Raw genomic sequence first — 14501 nt, 5'->3', positions numbered from 1 at the left:
CGGGGAGATTTCAGCGGCGCCGTCGTGAAGTGAGAGGCAGATCGTCATGAGCACCCCGCAAGGTCACTACAGCATCGGTCTGGACAAGACCCCGGCCAACTTCGTGCCGCTGTCGCCGTTGAGCTTCCTGGAGCGCACCGCCAACGTTTATCCGGAGATGACCTCCGTGGTGTACGAGGGGCGGCACTACACCTGGAAAGAGACCCGCGCACGCTGCCGGCGCTTCGCCTCCTGGCTCACGCGTAGCGGCATCGGCCGCGGCGACACCGTCGCGGTGATGCTGCCCAACGTGCCGGCGATGGTCGAAGTGCATTTCGCGGTGCCGATGGCCGGCGCTGTGCTGAACGCGCTCAACATTCGGCTCGATGCTGCTGCGATCGCGTTCCAGCTCGATCACGGTGGCGCCAAGATCATCCTGGTCGATCCGGAGTTCTCCAGCGTCGTCGCCGAGGCGCTGAAGCTGATGACCAAGCCGAAGCCGCTGGTGATCGACGTCGACGACAAGATGTATCCCGGCAGCCACCGTATCGGCGAACTCGAATACGAATACGCCGTCGCGTCCGGCGATCCGACCTTCGCCGGCCATCGCCCCGAGGACGAGTGGGATGCGATTTCGCTCGGCTACACCTCCGGCACCACCGGTAATCCGAAGGGCGTCGTTACGCATCACCGCGGCGCGTATCTCAACGCCGTCAGCAACATTCTCGCCGGCAATCTCGGCCAGCATCCGGTGTATCTGTGGACGCTGCCGATGTTCCACTGCAACGGTTGGTGCTTCCCGTGGACGCTCGCGGCCGCGGCCGGCATCAACGTCTGCTTGCGCAAAGTCGATCCGGCCAAGATCTTCGAACTGATCCCGAAGCACGGCGTCACTCATATGTGCGGCGCACCGATCGTCTACAACGCACTGATCAATGCACCTGAAGCGCCGAAGGGCGTTCCGACGAAGCCCGTGGTCGGCCTGATCGCCGGCGCCGCGCCGCCGATGGCGGTGCTGGCCGGCGCCGAGACCATCGGTATCAAGCTGACGCATGTGTACGGCCTGACCGAAGTGTACGGCCCCGCCTCGGTCTGCGCCGAGCAGCCCGGTTGGGACGAGCTGCCGGTCGCCGAGCGCGCCAAGCTGAAGCGTCGCCAGGGCGTCCCCTACCCGATGCAGGAAGCCGTCACCGTGCTCAATCCTGAGACGATGCAGGAAGTGCCGCGCGACGGCGAGACCATCGGCGAGGTGATGTTCCGCGGCAATATCGTGATGAAGGGCTATCTAAAGAACGAGAAGGCCACCAAGGAAGCGCTCGCCGGCGGCTGGTTTCACACCGGCGATCTCGGCGTCCTCGACGCCGACGGCTACGTCATCATCAAGGACCGCTCCAAGGACATCATCATCTCGGGCGGCGAGAACGTCTCGTCGGTCGAGGTCGAAGACGTGCTGTACAAGCACCCGGCGATCCTGTTCGCCGCCGTGGTCGCCAAGCCTGATCCGAAATGGGGCGAAGTCCCCTGCGCCTTCGTCGAGCTGAAAGACGGCGCCAGCGCCACCGAAGCCGAGATCATCGCCTACTGCCGCGAACACCTCCCCGGCTTCAAGACCCCGAAGAGCATTGTGTTCTCGGCGATCCCGAAGACGTCGACCGGCAAGATCCAGAAATTCATGCTGCGCGACCAGGTGAAGTCGGCGAAGGCGATTTTGGAGTAGGTTTTCGTCATTCCGGGGCGCGCGAAGCGCGAACCCGGAATCTCGAGGTTATTAGTGATGCTAATAGTAAGGGCCGTCGAAGCCGTGCGCGTTTCAGATTCCGGGTTCGCGCCTAGCGGCGCGCCCCGGAATGAAGGACGAGGGACAGTGTATGACGAACGAGAGGCTGTCGGCTATTCGCGCCGCAGCCGTCAACCCGCGATCTCCAGGCGCATCCCGTCGAACCCCGGCACCACGCCTTCTGGCAGTTCCTTGCGTAGCGTCTCGTAGTCGATATCGGCGTGCATGTTGGTGATCACAGCGCGCTTCGGTTTGAAGCGGTTGATCCATTTCAGCGCGGTTTCGATGTTGAAGTGGCTGGCGTGATGCTTGTAGCGCAGGCCGTCGATGATCCAGAGGTCGAGGCCTTCGAGCGCGGCGAAGCTCGCTTCCGGAATGTCGTGGACGTCGGGCGTATAGGCCGCGCCGGCGATGCGATAGCCGAGCGCCGGGATGTCGCCGTGCTGTAGCAGGAACGCGGTCAGCGTCATGTCGCCACCGGCGCCGGCGATGGTCTTGCTTTCGCCGGCCTCGATGCTACGCGACTCCAGGATTGCCGGATACGAGCTGCCGGGCGCCTGTTCGAAACAGTAGGCGAAGCGGTACAGGACGTGTTCGCCGGTCGACTTGTTGAGATAGACCGGGATGCGTCGCTTCATCGCCATCACCACCGAGCGCAGATCGTCGATGCCATGGGTCTGGTCGGCGTGCTCGTGGGTGAGGAACACCGCATCGAGATGATCGACGTCGGCGCTGATCAGTTGCTCGCGCAAATCCGGCGAGGTGTCGATCAGCACCCGGGTGATGCCGTCCGGCGTGACGCGCTCGGCCAGCAGCGAGCAGCGACGGCGCCGGTTCTTCGGATTGGACGGATCAGCGGCACCCCAGCCGAGTGCCGGGCGCGGCACGCCGGCGGAGGAACCCGAGCCGAGGATGGTGAGCGTCAGCGTCATGCGGCGACCCCGGTTGTCAAAGGCGTCATGCGGCGGCGGGCGCCGGCACCTTGCCGAACAGGCGGAAGAAGTTCTCGGTCGTCTGGCGGGCGATCTCGTCGAGCGACACGCCCCGGACCTCAGCCAGCACCTTGGCGGTTTCGACAACGTAAGACGGCTCGTTGCGCTTGCCGCGATATTTGCCGGGCGCCAGATACGGCGAGTCGGTCTCGACCAGGACGCGGTCGGCTGGCAGCTCGGCGGCGAGATCGCGCAAGGCCTGCGATTTCTTGAAGGTGAGAATGCCGGTGAAGGAGATCATCAGTCCGAGATCGATGGCCTGCATCGCGAGGTCGCGGCCGCCGGTGTAGCAATGCAGCACCGCGCGAAAGGCTCCCTTCCCCATCTCGTCTTCGAGGATCTTGCCGCAATCCTCGTCCGCCTCGCGGGTGTGGATCACAAGCGGCAGCCCGGTTTCGCGCGCGGCAGCGATGTGGGCGCGGAAGCCGCGCTCCTGCGCCGGCCGCGAGCCCATCTCGTAGAAGTAATCGAGCCCGGCCTCGCCGAACGCCACCACCTTCGGGTGCTGGGCGAGCTTCACAAGCTCGTCCGTCGTGATGCCGTCTTCCTCGTCGGCGTGATGCGGATGGGTGCCGACCGAGCAGTACACGTTGGGAAACCGTTCGGCGATCGCCACGAGGTCCGGCAGCTTCCGAACCCGCGTCGAGATCGTCACCATCCGCCCGACCCCACTCGCCTCGGCCCGGGCGACGATGCCGGCGAGGTCGTCGGCAAAGTCGGGGAAGTCGAGATGGCAGTGACTGTCGACCAGCATGGCTTACGCGGTCGCCGGTTCGACGTAGCGCGGGAAGATCGGGGCTGGCGCCGGCAGCGGCGTGCCCGGCACGATCCGGGTCGCTAGCGCCGCGAAGTCGCGCTGCCCCTCGGCGATGCCGAGAATGTCGAGCAGTTTCGCCGCCGCCGTCGGGATCGCCGGCTGGGCCAGGATTGCGATCTGCCGCAGCACTTCGGCGGTGACGTAGAGCACCGTCTTCTGCCGCGCCGGATCGGTCTTGGCGAGTGCCCACGGTGCTTCGCCGGCGAAGTAACGGTTGGCTTCCGCCACCACCGCCCACACCGCGTTCAGCGCCTGATGGATCTGCTGCGTTGCCATCGCGTTCCGCGCCTGCGCGATCATGCCGTCGGCCATTGCGAGGATCGCGCTATCGGTCTCGCTGAACGCGCCATGCTCCGGCACTTTGCCCTCGCACTGCTTGGCCACCATGGTCAGCGACCGCTGCGCCAGATTGCCAAGATCGTTGGCGAGGTCGGCATTGATACGGTTGACGATCGCTTCGTGATTGTAGCTGCCGTCGGAGCCGAACGGCACCTCGCGCAGGAAGAAGTAGCGCACCTGATCGACGCCGTATTGGTCGGCGAGATTGAACGGGTCGACGATGTTGCCGACCGATTTCGACATCTTCTCGCCCTTGTTGAACAGAAAGCCGTGGGCGTAAACGCGCTTCTGCACCGGGATGCCCGCCGACATCAGGAACGCGGGCCAGTACACCGCGTGGAAGCGGATGATGTCCTTGCCGATGACATGCACGTCCGCCGGCCAGTAGTGCCAGTTCTTGTCGTTCTCGTCGGGGAAGCCAACGCCGCTGATGTAGTTGGTCAGCGCGTCGACCCAGACATACATCACGTGCTCCGGATCGCCCGGCACCTTGACGCCCCAGTCGAAGGTGGTGCGCGACACAGACAGATCCTTCAGCCCGCTCTTGACGAAGCTGATCACCTCGTTGCGGCGCGAGTCCGGGCCGATGAAGTCGGGTTGGTCCTCGTACAGCTTGAGCAGCTTGTCCTGATAGGCGGACAGCTTGAAGAAGTAGCTCTTCTCTTCGACCCATTCGACCGGCGTACCCTGCGGGCCGCGGCGTACCTTGTCGTCGCCGACGACAGTTTCGTCTTCAGCGTAGTAGGCTTCGTCGCGGACCGAGTACCAGCCGGAATAGCTGTCGAGGTAGATGTCGCCCTTGTCCTGCATCCGCTTCCAGACTTCCTGGACCGAGCGGTGATGCTGCTCCTCGGAGGTGCGGATGAAGCGGTCGTAGGAGACGCCGAGCCGGTCGTCCATCTCGCGGAAGCGACCGGCATTGCGGGTGGCGAGCGCCTGCGGCGTCAGCCCTTCCTTCTGCGCGGTCTGAATCATCTTCAGGCCGTGCTCGTCGGTGCCGGTCAGGAAGAACACGTCCTTGCCGTCGAGCCGCTGGAACCGCGCCAGCGCGTCGGTCGCAATCGCCTCATAGGCGTGGCCGATATGCGGTGCGCCGTTGGGATACGCGATCGCGGTGGTGATGTAGAATGAATTTCGCTGCGCCATCTGCGCGGACGCCTTTCAAATCTGGATCGGTTGAGCGCGGCGGCGCTGACCATGCCGGGCGATCGGTCGCCGGGTCGGCGTCAGCGCACCGCCTCCGCGAGAAGCCCGAACACCGAAAATACCAGCGGCTTGCGCTCGAGATTATAGGCTTCGGTGTCGCGTGCGGCGCGGCCGATCTTTTCCCATACCTCCGCCAGCCGTGCAAGGCGCGGCAGTTCCGCGTTCGGGTCCGGCGTGCGCAGCCGCGCCGCGACCCAGCGGTCGACACCATCGACGAACGCAGCCAAGGTCGCGCGGTCGGTGCCGCCGATCGCATCGCCGAGCGCATGCAGGGCGCGTGGATCGACATTGGGCAGGCTGTCGAGCAACGCGGTCGTGGTCTGCTGCAGCGTCAATGCGCCGCCGCCCATCAGCATCAGCGCGCGGGCGACGCTGCCTTCGGACGCGGCGGCCGCTTCGCCAAGCTGCGGATCATCGCGCTCGAGACCGGCCGCATCCGCCGCGGCCGCGATGACATCGGCGGTCGCGAGCGGCCGCAGCATCAGCTTGCGGCAGCGCGATTGAATGGTCGGCAGCACCCGTGCCGGTGCATTCGACAGCAAAAGGAACAGCGAGCGCTGCGGCGGCTCCTCGATCACCTTGAGCAGCGCGTTGGCCGAGTTGGCGTTGAGGTCATCGACCGTGTCGACGATGCACACCCGCCAGCCGTCGATCGCCGCAGTGGCGCCGAAGAACGAAATCGTCTCGCGCGATTCATCGACGGTGATGACGTTGCGCAGCACGCCCTTGTCGTTGACCGAGCGCTCCAGCGTCAGCAGGCCGCCATGCGCCTCGGCCGCGATATGCCGCGCCACCGGATGATCGGGGTCGATCGCCAGCGAGGCTGCGCTCTGCACCGCGTCCGATTGCGGCTCGCGATGCGTCAGCACGAACCGCGCCATACGGTACGCCAGCGTCGCCTTGCCGATCCCCTGTGCACCGCCGATCAGCCAGGCATGGGCAATCCGGCCGCCGCGATAGGCGTCGAGCAATGCCTGCTCGGCGGCGTGGTGGCCGTACAGCTCCGTGGTCTCGCGCGGATGCCGGATAGTGCTTTCCGGCGCCGCCGCCTTCGAGCTCGCCTTGCGCGTGCTCATGCCGATTTCGCCCCGGCACGAGCTGGCTCCAGCAGCCGCAGTCGCACCGCCTGCCAGATGCGGTCGGCGACCTCCTCCGGCTCGGCATTGGCGTCGATCAGCGCGCAGCGCTCCGGCTCCTGCGCGGCGATCTGGCGAAACACCTCGCGCAGTCCGCGGTGGAAGTCGATCGCCTCGGACTCGAACCTGTCCGGTGTTTCGCTGCCGCGGCGTACCGCGGCGCGCGCCAGCCCGATCTCGACCGGAATATCGAGGATCACGGTGAGGTCCGGCTTCATGTCGCCGATCGTCACCTGCTGCAGCGCGTTGAGCAGATCCAGACTGACGGCCCCGAGCTTGCCCTGATACGCCCGGGTCGAATCGTAGAAGCGGTCGCACAGAACCCATTCGCCGCGTGCCAGCGCCGGCTCAATCAGGGTGCGGACATGGTCGTCGCGGGCGGCGGCGAACAGCAGCGCTTCGGCATCGGCACCGCCGATCAGCTTGCCGATGCCGGCCAGCAGCGCGCTGCGGATCGCCTCGGCGCCCGGCGAGCCGCCCGGTTCGCGGGTCACCAGCGTGCGCAGTCGCGCCTTCTCCAGTCGCTTCGCCAGCAGCCTGATCTGGGTCGACTTACCGGCGCCCTCACCGCCTTCGAAGGTGATGAAGCGCCCGCGCAATGAACGATTTATCGGCTTCTTTTGAACCATGGTCAGAGCTTTGCCATGCCGGCCCGCACCAGGCCGATCGTCAGCTCGCTGGCTCCATCAAGCGCCCGCCGCATCGTCGAGCCGACCGGATCGGCCTCGGCCGCCTTCAGCGGCACCTCAACCGCGAGGTTGGGGCCTCGCCACACCCGGACCATCCCGACCCGCTGACCCGATTCGACCGGTGCCGGCACCGGTCCCTGATACACGATCCGCGCGATCAGCTTGTCGCTGCCGTTCTTGCGTACCATCACCCGAACCGGCTCGGCCGGCGTCAGCGGCACGTAGCGCTTCTCACCGCCGAACACCCGGGCGTAGCCGATCGTGGCATCATTGGCGAACAGCGACCGCGACTCGAAATTGCGGAAGCCCCATTCCAGCAACTTCTTGGCTTCGCTGGCGCGGTCGTCGGCGTCATCGAGACCGTTCACCACTACGATTAGCCGCATCCCGTTCTGCACCGCCGAGCCGACCATGCCGTAGCCGCCCTCCTTGGTGTAGCCGGTCTTGAAACCATCGGCGCCCGGCATCGCATTCAGCAGCGGATTGCGATTGGTCTGGCGAATCTTGTTCCAGGTGAATTCCTTCTCGCCGAACAGCGGGTAGTATTCGGGGTAGGTCAGGATGATGTGCCGGGCGAGCTTCGCCAGTTCGCGCACGCTCATCTTATTGTCGGGGTTCGGCAGCCCCGTGGAATTGGCGAAGGTCGACTGCGTCAGCCCGATCTCGCGCGCCCGCTTGGTCATCTGCTCGACGAACGCCGCTTCGCTGCCGGCGATCCCCTCGGCCAGCACCATGCAGGAATCGTTGCCGCTCTGGATGACGGCGCCGTGCAGCAGATTGTCGACCGAGATGATGCTGTGGATCTCGGCGAACATGGTCGAGCCGCCGGCCGGCGCGCCGCCGTTGCGCCACGCGTTCTCGCTCACCCGGTATTCCTGGGTGAGCTGCAATTCGCCGGTCTTGAGCAGATGAAACACCGTCTCGACCGTCATCAGCTTCATCATGCTCGACGGCGCGCGCAGTTCGTCGGCGTTCTTCTCGAACAGCACGCTGCCGCTCTCGGCATCGACCAGGATCGCGCTCGGCGCCTGGGCCTCGAAACCGGAATCGTCCTTCTTGGCGCCCTGCACGCTCTGATTGGCAGCGGTCACCGGCCCTGCCCCGACCGCGACTGCGATCAGGCCCGCCAACAGGCCGCGCCATAGGGACGAGCGCGGAGAAAGCAGCGAAGTCAGGACGGACATCGACGGGATTTCCAGGGCAGCGTTACGACCGCCGGCCGTGCAACCGGCGCGGCCGTTTTCGATTGTGGTGACGGACGATCGATCCTACCGTGAGCGCAAGCTCGCTTCCAGACAAACTCAAGCAACAAACAGGGCGGATACACCATGGCTTCCACACGCACGATCACGGCCAATGGCATCGAATTGTTCCTGCGCGAACAGGGCGAAGGTCCGCTCGTGGTCTTGTGTCACGGCTGGCCGGAACTGTCATATTCGTGGCGGCATCAGATCGGCGCGCTGGCGGACGCCGGCTATCATGTGGTGGCGCCGGACATGCGCGGTTTCGGCCGCTCCTCGGCGCCGCAGGCGGTCGAAGCCTACAGCATCTTCGATCTGGTCGGCGACATGGTGGCGTTGGTGGCCGAGCTCGGCGAGACCCGTGCCGCGATCATCGGCCATGATTGGGGCGCGCCGGTCGCCTGGCACGCGGCCCAGTTCAGGCCAGATCTGTTCGCCGCCGTGGCGGGGCTCAGCGTGCCGCCGCCATGGCGCGGTAAAGGCCCGCCGCTGGATCAGCTGCGCGCCGCGGGCATCACCAACTTCTATTGGCAGTATTTCCAGAAGCCTGGCGTCGCCGAGACCGAGTTCGAGCGCGACGTCGCCAGTACGATGCGCGGCATGCTGTGCGGCGGCTTCGCCGACCCGGGGCGCTCGCTGTTCGTTCCGGAGGGCCGCGGCTTCATCGGCCGCTCGGCGGCATCGCTTCCGTTGCCGCCCTGGCTGACCGAGGCAGAGCTGGCTTTCTTCATCGAACAATACAAACAGAGTGGTTTTCGCGGCGGCCTCAACTGGTACCGGAATATCGACCGTAACTGGGAGCTGACGTCGCCGTGGCAAGGCGCGCCCATTCACCAGCCAGCGGCGTTCATTGCCGGCAGCAACGATCCGGTGATTTCGGACAAAATGAGCGGCAAGCATCTGGCCGCGATCAACCGGGTGCTGCCCAACCTCAAGCAGAAGCTGATCATCGATGGTGCCGGACACTGGATCCAGCAGGAGAAGCCTGCCGAAGTGAATGCGGCGCTGATCGAATTTCTGAAGGAGAACTACTGAGGCGGTTGGAGCGGCTGGATCGAGCCGCTCAATAAAGGCCGCGTGCCGACAGCAGGTTGCCGATCTCGTCGTTGCGCCGGACCGACGCACTGGCCGGCTCTGCATCGGCCTCTTCGGAGCCGACGTTGTAAGATACCGCACGCGGGTTCGGTGCCAGCGCCTGCCGGTTCGAGCGGGTACTGCGCGACGCCGAGACTTCTGTGGTGGCGCCGACGGAGGCGACGTCCATCGAGGTGTTGCCGAGCGAGTACGGACGCCCTTCCGGCAGCGGAATGTCACCGCGGATGCGTCCGCCGCCACTGCTGGCGCCCGCGCTGCCGAAGTCCGGCACGAACGGCTTGGCCGACGCGATGCGAACCCCGGTCGGAGCCGGCGCCGGTTCGCCCTGCCGCAGCGTTGCGATCAACTGCCGGTCGTCGGAGCCTTCGAGCGGCGCCCGGCCGACATATTCCACCCGCACCTTCGCGGTGCCTCTGTGTTTGAATTCAAGTAGTTCGGCGGCTTTGTTCGAAACGTCGATGAGTCGGTTGCCGTGATACGGGCCGCGGTCGTTGATGCGCACGATGAGCGACCGGCCGTTGGCCATATTGGTCACCCGGGCGTAGCTCGGGATCGGCAGGGTCGGATGCGCCGCCGACAGCGACGCCATGTCGAACACTTCGCCGTTGGCCGTCAGCCGGCCATGGAAGTCATCGCCGTACCAGGACGCCAAGCCCTCGGCGCGGTAATGCGGATTGTCTTCAGGAACGTAAGTGCGGCCGGCAACGACGTAAGGCTTGCCGACGCGATAGGTACCGCCGCCCTTCGGCACGGGCTCGCCGAAGGCGACCACGCGCGGGCTTGATGACACGCCGTATTTCGGATCTATCCGGCTGAATTGGCCGTTCTGGGCGCAATTGGCAAGGACAAGGCAGGCACCCGCAGCGAGCACGACACGCGCGGCACGGCCTTTGGAATCTCGCTCGCGAATCCCCATGAGTCCCCGAATACCATTCCCGCAGCCAACCGCCCAACTCGGCGCTTCCCCAGCTGCGACCGATGCACGCCCACTCCGGCATCGCACGGGACCATATCGCACAGCGAACAAGGCGAAAATGGGACCGGTCAAACTTGATGGATTGATGGTTAAGGGTTTTTCGGAACGTCAGCCGGTCCGGTCGCGCAGCGCGCTTCACCGCACGCTTGCCCCCGCGCGCCGATTCGCGGAACACTGCGCGCGAGAGTGAAAGGACCGCCAGTGACCGCCACCCTTCCCGATCGCGCCCCGTCCCGCACCGATCTCGCCTGGGCGATCGCCCTGGGGGGCATTGCAACCGTGTCGTTCGCTGCGCTGCTCTATGCCGCGTGGCAGTTCGCCGGCACGCTGTTCCTGATCTTCGCCGGCGTATTGTTCGGTGTCTTCCTCAATGCGCTGACCGAGCTCACCGGCAAGCTGGTCGGTGGGCCGCATGGCCTGCGGTTGGCGCTGATCTGTCTGGTTCTCACCAGCCTGACGATCGGCGTGGCGTTCCTCGGCGGAAACACCATCAGCCAGCAGGCCAAGGCACTGTCCGGAACGATCAAGACGCAGATCGTCAATGTGAAGGCGTTGCTCGAGCGCAACGGCGTCGACACCGGTTTCCTCGAGCTCAATCCCACCCCGAGCGCAGCGCATCCCGAAACGACAACGCCCGTTCAGCCGCGCAACCTGCCGAGCGCCGGCGAGATCGCTTCCGGGGGCGGTGCGATCGTCAGCCAGACGCTGAAGCTGATCCTCGGCACCATCGGCGCCGTCGGCAACTTCTTCATCGTGATGTTTCTCGGCCTCGCCTTCGCGGCGCAGCCATCGGTGTACCGCGACGGATTGGTGCGGATGGTGCCGCGGCGCTACCGGGCGCAAGCCGACGTCATCGTCACCGACACCGGCGAGATGCTGAAGCGCTGGCTGTTGGCGCAGCTGATCACCATGATGGCGGTGTTCGCCGTGACCGCGACCGGTCTGTCGTTGATCGGAATTCCTGGAGCATTCATCCTCGGCATCCAGGCCGGCCTGCTCGCCTTCATCCCGACCGTGGGAGCGATTCTTGGCGGGCTGATCATCGTGCTCGCCGCGATCGGCTCCGGCTGGATCGCCGTGGTCAGCGCCTTCGTGCTGTTCCTCGGCGTCCACGCGCTCGAAAGCTACATCTTGACGCCGCTGATCCAGCGTCAGGCGATCGACATCCCGCCCGCAACGCTGTTCGCGATGCAGATCCTGCTCGGCATCGTGTTCGGGCTGTGGGGGCTGGCGCTGGCGCTGCCGTTGATGGCGATCGGCCGGGTCGTGCTCGACCATCTGCGCGGCGAGGAGCCGGCCGAGCTGATCTCGCCCGCCGGCACCGCGCCGCTCGCGATTACGCCTGAGACGTAAGCACCGTCTCGGTGTGCTCGACATCCGGCGGCGCGGCGAAGAAGCCGCCGACGAGGCCGCGCCACTCGGTGAAGTTCTCCGAGCCGCGGAAGTCGACGGTGTGGTTCTCCAGGGTCTGCCACTTCACCATCAGGCGGTAGCGCTGGGGCTTTTCGATCGACTTGTGCAGCTCGAAGCCGCAGAACCCTTTTGAGCGGCCGAACGCCTCGCGCGCCTTGGCGACCGCGGCTTCGAAGTCCGCCTCGCTGCCGGGTTTGACGTCGATCTGTGCGATTTCGGTGATCATGCGCGTGCGCCTCGTCCGTGATGGGACGAGCGTCTTATCGCACCGGGCGGCGCAATTGAAGCGGCCGAAAGCGGTGGCTCAGGCCACCGCCTGCCCAACCTCGCTGCCTCGCGCGACGACCTGATGCTCGCGCGTCTGTGCCGCCTTGCGCCGGCTTTCCTCGAGCGAAACCGGCTGTTCCACGGTTGCAACAACGCGGTTCCGGCCTCCCCGTTTGGCTTGATATAGCGCGGTGTCGGCCGCGGCGAGCAGCACCTCGAGTTCGACAGCGGCCGGCCCACCGGCGACGCCGATCGATACCGTGGTCGCCACCGGCGCGTCGTCGACCTCGATGCCGCAGTTCTGGAACGCCTCGCGCACCCGGTCGGCGGCGGTCACCGCCTCGTCGATCGGGCACGGCAGCAGCGCGGCGAACTCCTCACCCCCGATCCGGCCCGACAGATCCGAGATCCGTAGCGAATTGGTAACGATGGCGGCAAACAGCTTCAGCACTTCGTCGCCGGCCGGATGACCGAACCGGTCGTTGATCGATTTGAAGTGGTCGATGTCGAAGATCAGTGCCGACACCGGCCGGCCGGCCATGGCTTCGCGTTCGATCATCCGCGCGCACGCTTCGGAGAAGCCGCGGCGGTTGAGCATGCCGGTCAGCGGGTCCAGAGATGCGGCCGTCTTGTGCAGGCTGACCGAGCGTTCGGACACCAGCATGAAGATCACGAACACAGTGCCGATCGCGTACAGCACCAGTTCGACCGCAAACAGCACCACCCAGACGTTGCCGGCGAAGCCGGAATGCGGGGACGGCCACAGATCGGCGAGCACGATCGGCAGCATCAAGGCGGCGCCGTGCAGCAGCGGCACCACGATAGTCGGCCAGCGGCGATGCATCGACTTGCGTCGCTCGGCGGCGAGCTGGCTGGCGGTCAGGCCCGCGTAGGCGGCGACGATCGCGGCGCCGATCGTCATCCGTAGCGCTTCCTGCTCGGGCGGCAGGCTGGCGACGGCGGCGAGCCAGGCGAGCGCGCCCAGGAACAGGCCGGGCCAGTTCGGCTTCAGGCCGTGGAAGACGCGTGCCGCGTTCCACATCATGCCGCAGGCGATGAAACCGATGCTGGCCATCGCCAGCGTGATCGCTTCGCCGAAGATCGGACTGAGGATCGTCCACAGCGCCACCGTGATGGCACCGAGCAGGTAGGCGTTCCCCCACCAGTTCAATGCCGGCATTTTCTCCTGGCGGCCGAAATAGTGCAGCATCACACCGAGCAGCGCACAGATCAGAGTCGCAACTAGAAACAACGTCGAAATGTCGAGCGACATGGTAGGTACTCGGTGGTGGCTTCCGGTGATGGCATTTCAACACCGCTGGCGCGGCACTGATCCCCTCATGCGGCCGATTTGACTTCAGGCGAATTGAAATCGCGTTTGTCCAACAGCTCCGATTTGTTCGATAACTCGCTGGAAATTGCGGACAATTTGCTTTCAACGCGAGAACCGCTGGCAACTCTGGATCGGCCGCCGTCTGCCTCCCTCCGCGCAACAAAAAAAGGGCGCCCCGCGGGGCGCCCTTTTGTCGACCGGGTAACCGGAAAGATTAGCGCTTCGAGAACTGGAAGGAGCGGCGGGCCTTGGCCTTGCCGTACTTCTTACGCTCGACGACGCGGCTGTCGCGGGTCAGGAAGCCACCCTTCTTCAGTACGCTGCGCAGCTCCGGCTCGAAATTGGTGAGCGCCTTGGAGATGCCGTGACGAACTGCACCTGCCTGGCCGGACAGACCGCCGCCGGCGACGGTGCAGATCACGTCGTACTGGCCGGCACGGGCCGCGGCGACCAGCGGCTGCTGGATCATCATGCGCAGCACCGGACGGGCGAAATAGGTTTCGACCTCACGGCTGTTGACGGTGATCTTGCCGGCGCCCGGCTTGATCCAGACGCGGGCGACCGCGTCCTTGCGCTTGCCGGTGGCGTAGGCGCGACCGAACTTGTCGACCTTCTTGGTGTAGGTCGGCGCGTCCGCACCAGTGACGGTGGTCTTCAGCGCGGCGAGCTGGTCGAGAGACTGCATGGTCTCGGACATCTTATGCGGCCCTCATGTTCTTGCGATTCATCGCACCGATGTCGAGCTTCTCGGGCTGCTGGGCTTCGTGCGGGTGTTCGGCGCCGGGATAGACGCGCAGGTTGCCCATCTGCACACGGCCGAGCGGACCGCGCGGGATCATGCGCTCGATCGCCTTCTCGACCACGCGCTCCGGGAAACGACCTTCGAGGATCGCCTTCGCAGAGCGCTCCTTGATGCCGCCGATGAAGCCGGTGTGATGGTAGTAAACCTTGTTGTCGCGCTTGCGACCGGTCAGCACCACCTTCGAGGCGTTGATGATGATGACATTGTCGCCGCAGTCGACGTGCGGGGTGTAGGTCGGGAGGTGCTTGCCGCGCAGCCGCATCGCGACCAGCGTGGCGAGCCGGCCGACCACGAGACCAGTGGCGTCAATAATGACCCACTTCTTCGTGACTTCGGCGGGCTTGGCCGAAAACGTCTTCATGAGAATGATCCATGACAGGGGGAATTCGGTGCGCGAAGCACCGGACTGCGGGCGCTTGTAGAGAAGCACCGCTTTCGC

General features: G+C 65.5%; 14 protein-coding genes. 3 read left to right on the top strand and 11 right to left on the bottom strand.

Translation table 11 applies throughout. The features are described from left to right. The first annotated feature begins 46 nt into the window (after positions 1 to 46). A complete protein-coding gene (locus HZF03_RS13870) occupies positions 47 to 1696 on the top strand; it encodes an acyl-CoA synthetase (protein ID WP_119018710.1) in 1650 nt (549 codons plus the stop codon). 191 nt (positions 1697 to 1887) lie between these two features. Here the strand turns inward: HZF03_RS13870 and HZF03_RS13865 are convergent, their stop codons facing one another. The 6 genes from HZF03_RS13865 to HZF03_RS13840 form a co-directional block, all read right to left on the bottom strand. Then, positions 1888 to 2688, bottom strand: coding sequence for an MBL fold metallo-hydrolase (locus tag HZF03_RS13865; protein WP_119018709.1), 801 nt, complete (start codon positions 2686 to 2688; stop codon positions 1888 to 1890). Between the two features lie 25 nt (positions 2689 to 2713). After that, positions 2714 to 3502 carry a TatD family hydrolase gene (locus tag HZF03_RS13860; RefSeq protein ID WP_119018708.1) on the bottom strand — a complete coding sequence of 263 codons (789 nt, stop codon included), beginning with the start codon at positions 3500 to 3502 and terminating at the stop codon, positions 2714 to 2716. A gap of 3 nt (positions 3503 to 3505) precedes the next feature. Next, positions 3506 to 5050 carry a methionine--tRNA ligase gene (gene metG, locus HZF03_RS13855; RefSeq protein ID WP_119018707.1) on the bottom strand — a complete coding sequence of 515 codons (1545 nt, stop codon included), beginning with the start codon at positions 5048 to 5050 and terminating at the stop codon, positions 3506 to 3508. A gap of 80 nt (positions 5051 to 5130) precedes the next feature. Further along, on the bottom strand, positions 5131 to 6186 hold the full coding sequence (locus HZF03_RS13850) for a DNA polymerase III subunit delta' (RefSeq protein ID WP_119018706.1): 1056 nt from the start codon (positions 6184 to 6186) through the stop codon (positions 5131 to 5133). Beyond that, positions 6183 to 6875 (bottom strand): dTMP kinase, encoded by a 693-nt coding sequence (gene tmk / locus HZF03_RS13845; RefSeq protein ID WP_012496241.1) that lies wholly within the window; start codon positions 6873 to 6875, stop codon positions 6183 to 6185. Before tmk ends, HZF03_RS13850 begins: the two co-directional genes overlap by 4 nt. A gap of 2 nt (positions 6876 to 6877) precedes the next feature. After that, a complete protein-coding gene (locus tag HZF03_RS13840) occupies positions 6878 to 8119 on the bottom strand; it encodes a D-alanyl-D-alanine carboxypeptidase family protein (protein WP_119018705.1) in 1242 nt (413 codons plus the stop codon). Positions 8120 to 8263: 144 nt separating this feature from the next. Here HZF03_RS13840 and HZF03_RS13835 point away from each other — a divergent pair, with 144 nt between their 5' ends. Beyond that, complete coding sequence (locus HZF03_RS13835; RefSeq protein WP_119018704.1) at positions 8264 to 9211, top strand: alpha/beta fold hydrolase; 948 nt, start codon at positions 8264 to 8266, stop codon at positions 9209 to 9211. Positions 9212 to 9239: 28 nt separating this feature from the next. Here the strand turns inward: HZF03_RS13835 and HZF03_RS13830 are convergent, their stop codons facing one another. Beyond that, positions 9240 to 10187, bottom strand: a complete 948-nt coding sequence (locus tag HZF03_RS13830; RefSeq protein ID WP_119018703.1) for a septal ring lytic transglycosylase RlpA family protein — start codon at positions 10185 to 10187, stop codon at positions 9240 to 9242. 261 nt (positions 10188 to 10448) lie between these two features. On the opposite strand from HZF03_RS13830, the gene HZF03_RS13825 reads away from it, so the two are divergent. Further along, complete coding sequence (locus HZF03_RS13825; protein ID WP_119018702.1) at positions 10449 to 11600, top strand: AI-2E family transporter; 1152 nt, start codon at positions 10449 to 10451, stop codon at positions 11598 to 11600. Here HZF03_RS13825 and HZF03_RS13820 read toward each other — a convergent pair. The 4 genes from HZF03_RS13820 to rplM form a co-directional block, all read right to left on the bottom strand. Beyond that, complete coding sequence (locus HZF03_RS13820) at positions 11584 to 11886, bottom strand: antibiotic biosynthesis monooxygenase family protein (RefSeq protein WP_011158321.1); 303 nt, start codon at positions 11884 to 11886, stop codon at positions 11584 to 11586. The genes HZF03_RS13825 and HZF03_RS13820 overlap by 17 nt on opposite strands. A gap of 78 nt (positions 11887 to 11964) precedes the next feature. Beyond that, positions 11965 to 13200: a GGDEF domain-containing protein gene (locus tag HZF03_RS13815; RefSeq protein WP_011158320.1), complete on the bottom strand. Its 1236-nt coding sequence runs from the start codon at positions 13198 to 13200 to the stop codon at positions 11965 to 11967. A 274-nt stretch (positions 13201 to 13474) separates the two neighbouring features. Then, on the bottom strand, positions 13475 to 13957 hold the full coding sequence (gene rpsI / locus HZF03_RS13810; RefSeq protein ID WP_011158319.1) for a 30S ribosomal protein S9: 483 nt from the start codon (positions 13955 to 13957) through the stop codon (positions 13475 to 13477). 1 nt (position 13958) lies between these two features. After that, positions 13959 to 14423, bottom strand: coding sequence for a 50S ribosomal protein L13 (rplM, locus tag HZF03_RS13805; protein WP_011158318.1), 465 nt, complete (start codon positions 14421 to 14423; stop codon positions 13959 to 13961). Positions 14424 to 14501: the final 78 nt, after the last annotated feature.

This window comes from Rhodopseudomonas palustris, assembly GCF_013415845.1.
GTDB classification, from domain to species: domain Bacteria; phylum Pseudomonadota; class Alphaproteobacteria; order Rhizobiales; family Xanthobacteraceae; genus Rhodopseudomonas; species Rhodopseudomonas palustris_F.
The sequence above is the reverse complement of the archived record's forward strand: the minus strand, read 5'-3'. Positions and strand labels throughout refer to the sequence as shown.

Coding starts and splice junctions, on each gene's coding strand:
- HZF03_RS13870 (WP_119018710.1), top strand. CDS start 47: ATGAGCACCCCGCAAGGTCACTACAGCATCGGTCTGGACAAGACCCCG.
- HZF03_RS13865 (WP_119018709.1), bottom strand. CDS start 2,688: ATGACGCTGACGCTCACCATCCTCGGCTCGGGTTCCTCCGCCGGCGTG.
- HZF03_RS13860 (WP_119018708.1), bottom strand. CDS start 3,502: ATGCTGGTCGACAGTCACTGCCATCTCGACTTCCCCGACTTTGCCGAC.
- metG (WP_119018707.1), bottom strand. CDS start 5,050: ATGGCGCAGCGAAATTCATTCTACATCACCACCGCGATCGCGTATCCC.
- HZF03_RS13850 (WP_119018706.1), bottom strand. CDS start 6,186: ATGAGCACGCGCAAGGCGAGCTCGAAGGCGGCGGCGCCGGAAAGCACT.
- tmk (WP_012496241.1), bottom strand. CDS start 6,875: ATGGTTCAAAAGAAGCCGATAAATCGTTCATTGCGCGGGCGCTTCATC.
- HZF03_RS13840 (WP_119018705.1), bottom strand. CDS start 8,119: ATGTCCGTCCTGACTTCGCTGCTTTCTCCGCGCTCGTCCCTATGGCGC.
- HZF03_RS13835 (WP_119018704.1), top strand. CDS start 8,264: ATGGCTTCCACACGCACGATCACGGCCAATGGCATCGAATTGTTCCTG.
- HZF03_RS13830 (WP_119018703.1), bottom strand. CDS start 10,187: ATGGGGATTCGCGAGCGAGATTCCAAAGGCCGTGCCGCGCGTGTCGTG.
- HZF03_RS13820 (WP_011158321.1), bottom strand. CDS start 11,886: ATGATCACCGAAATCGCACAGATCGACGTCAAACCCGGCAGCGAGGCG.
- HZF03_RS13815 (WP_011158320.1), bottom strand. CDS start 13,200: ATGTCGCTCGACATTTCGACGTTGTTTCTAGTTGCGACTCTGATCTGT.
- rpsI (WP_011158319.1), bottom strand. CDS start 13,957: ATGTCCGAGACCATGCAGTCTCTCGACCAGCTCGCCGCGCTGAAGACC.
- rplM (WP_011158318.1), bottom strand. CDS start 14,423: ATGAAGACGTTTTCGGCCAAGCCCGCCGAAGTCACGAAGAAGTGGGTC.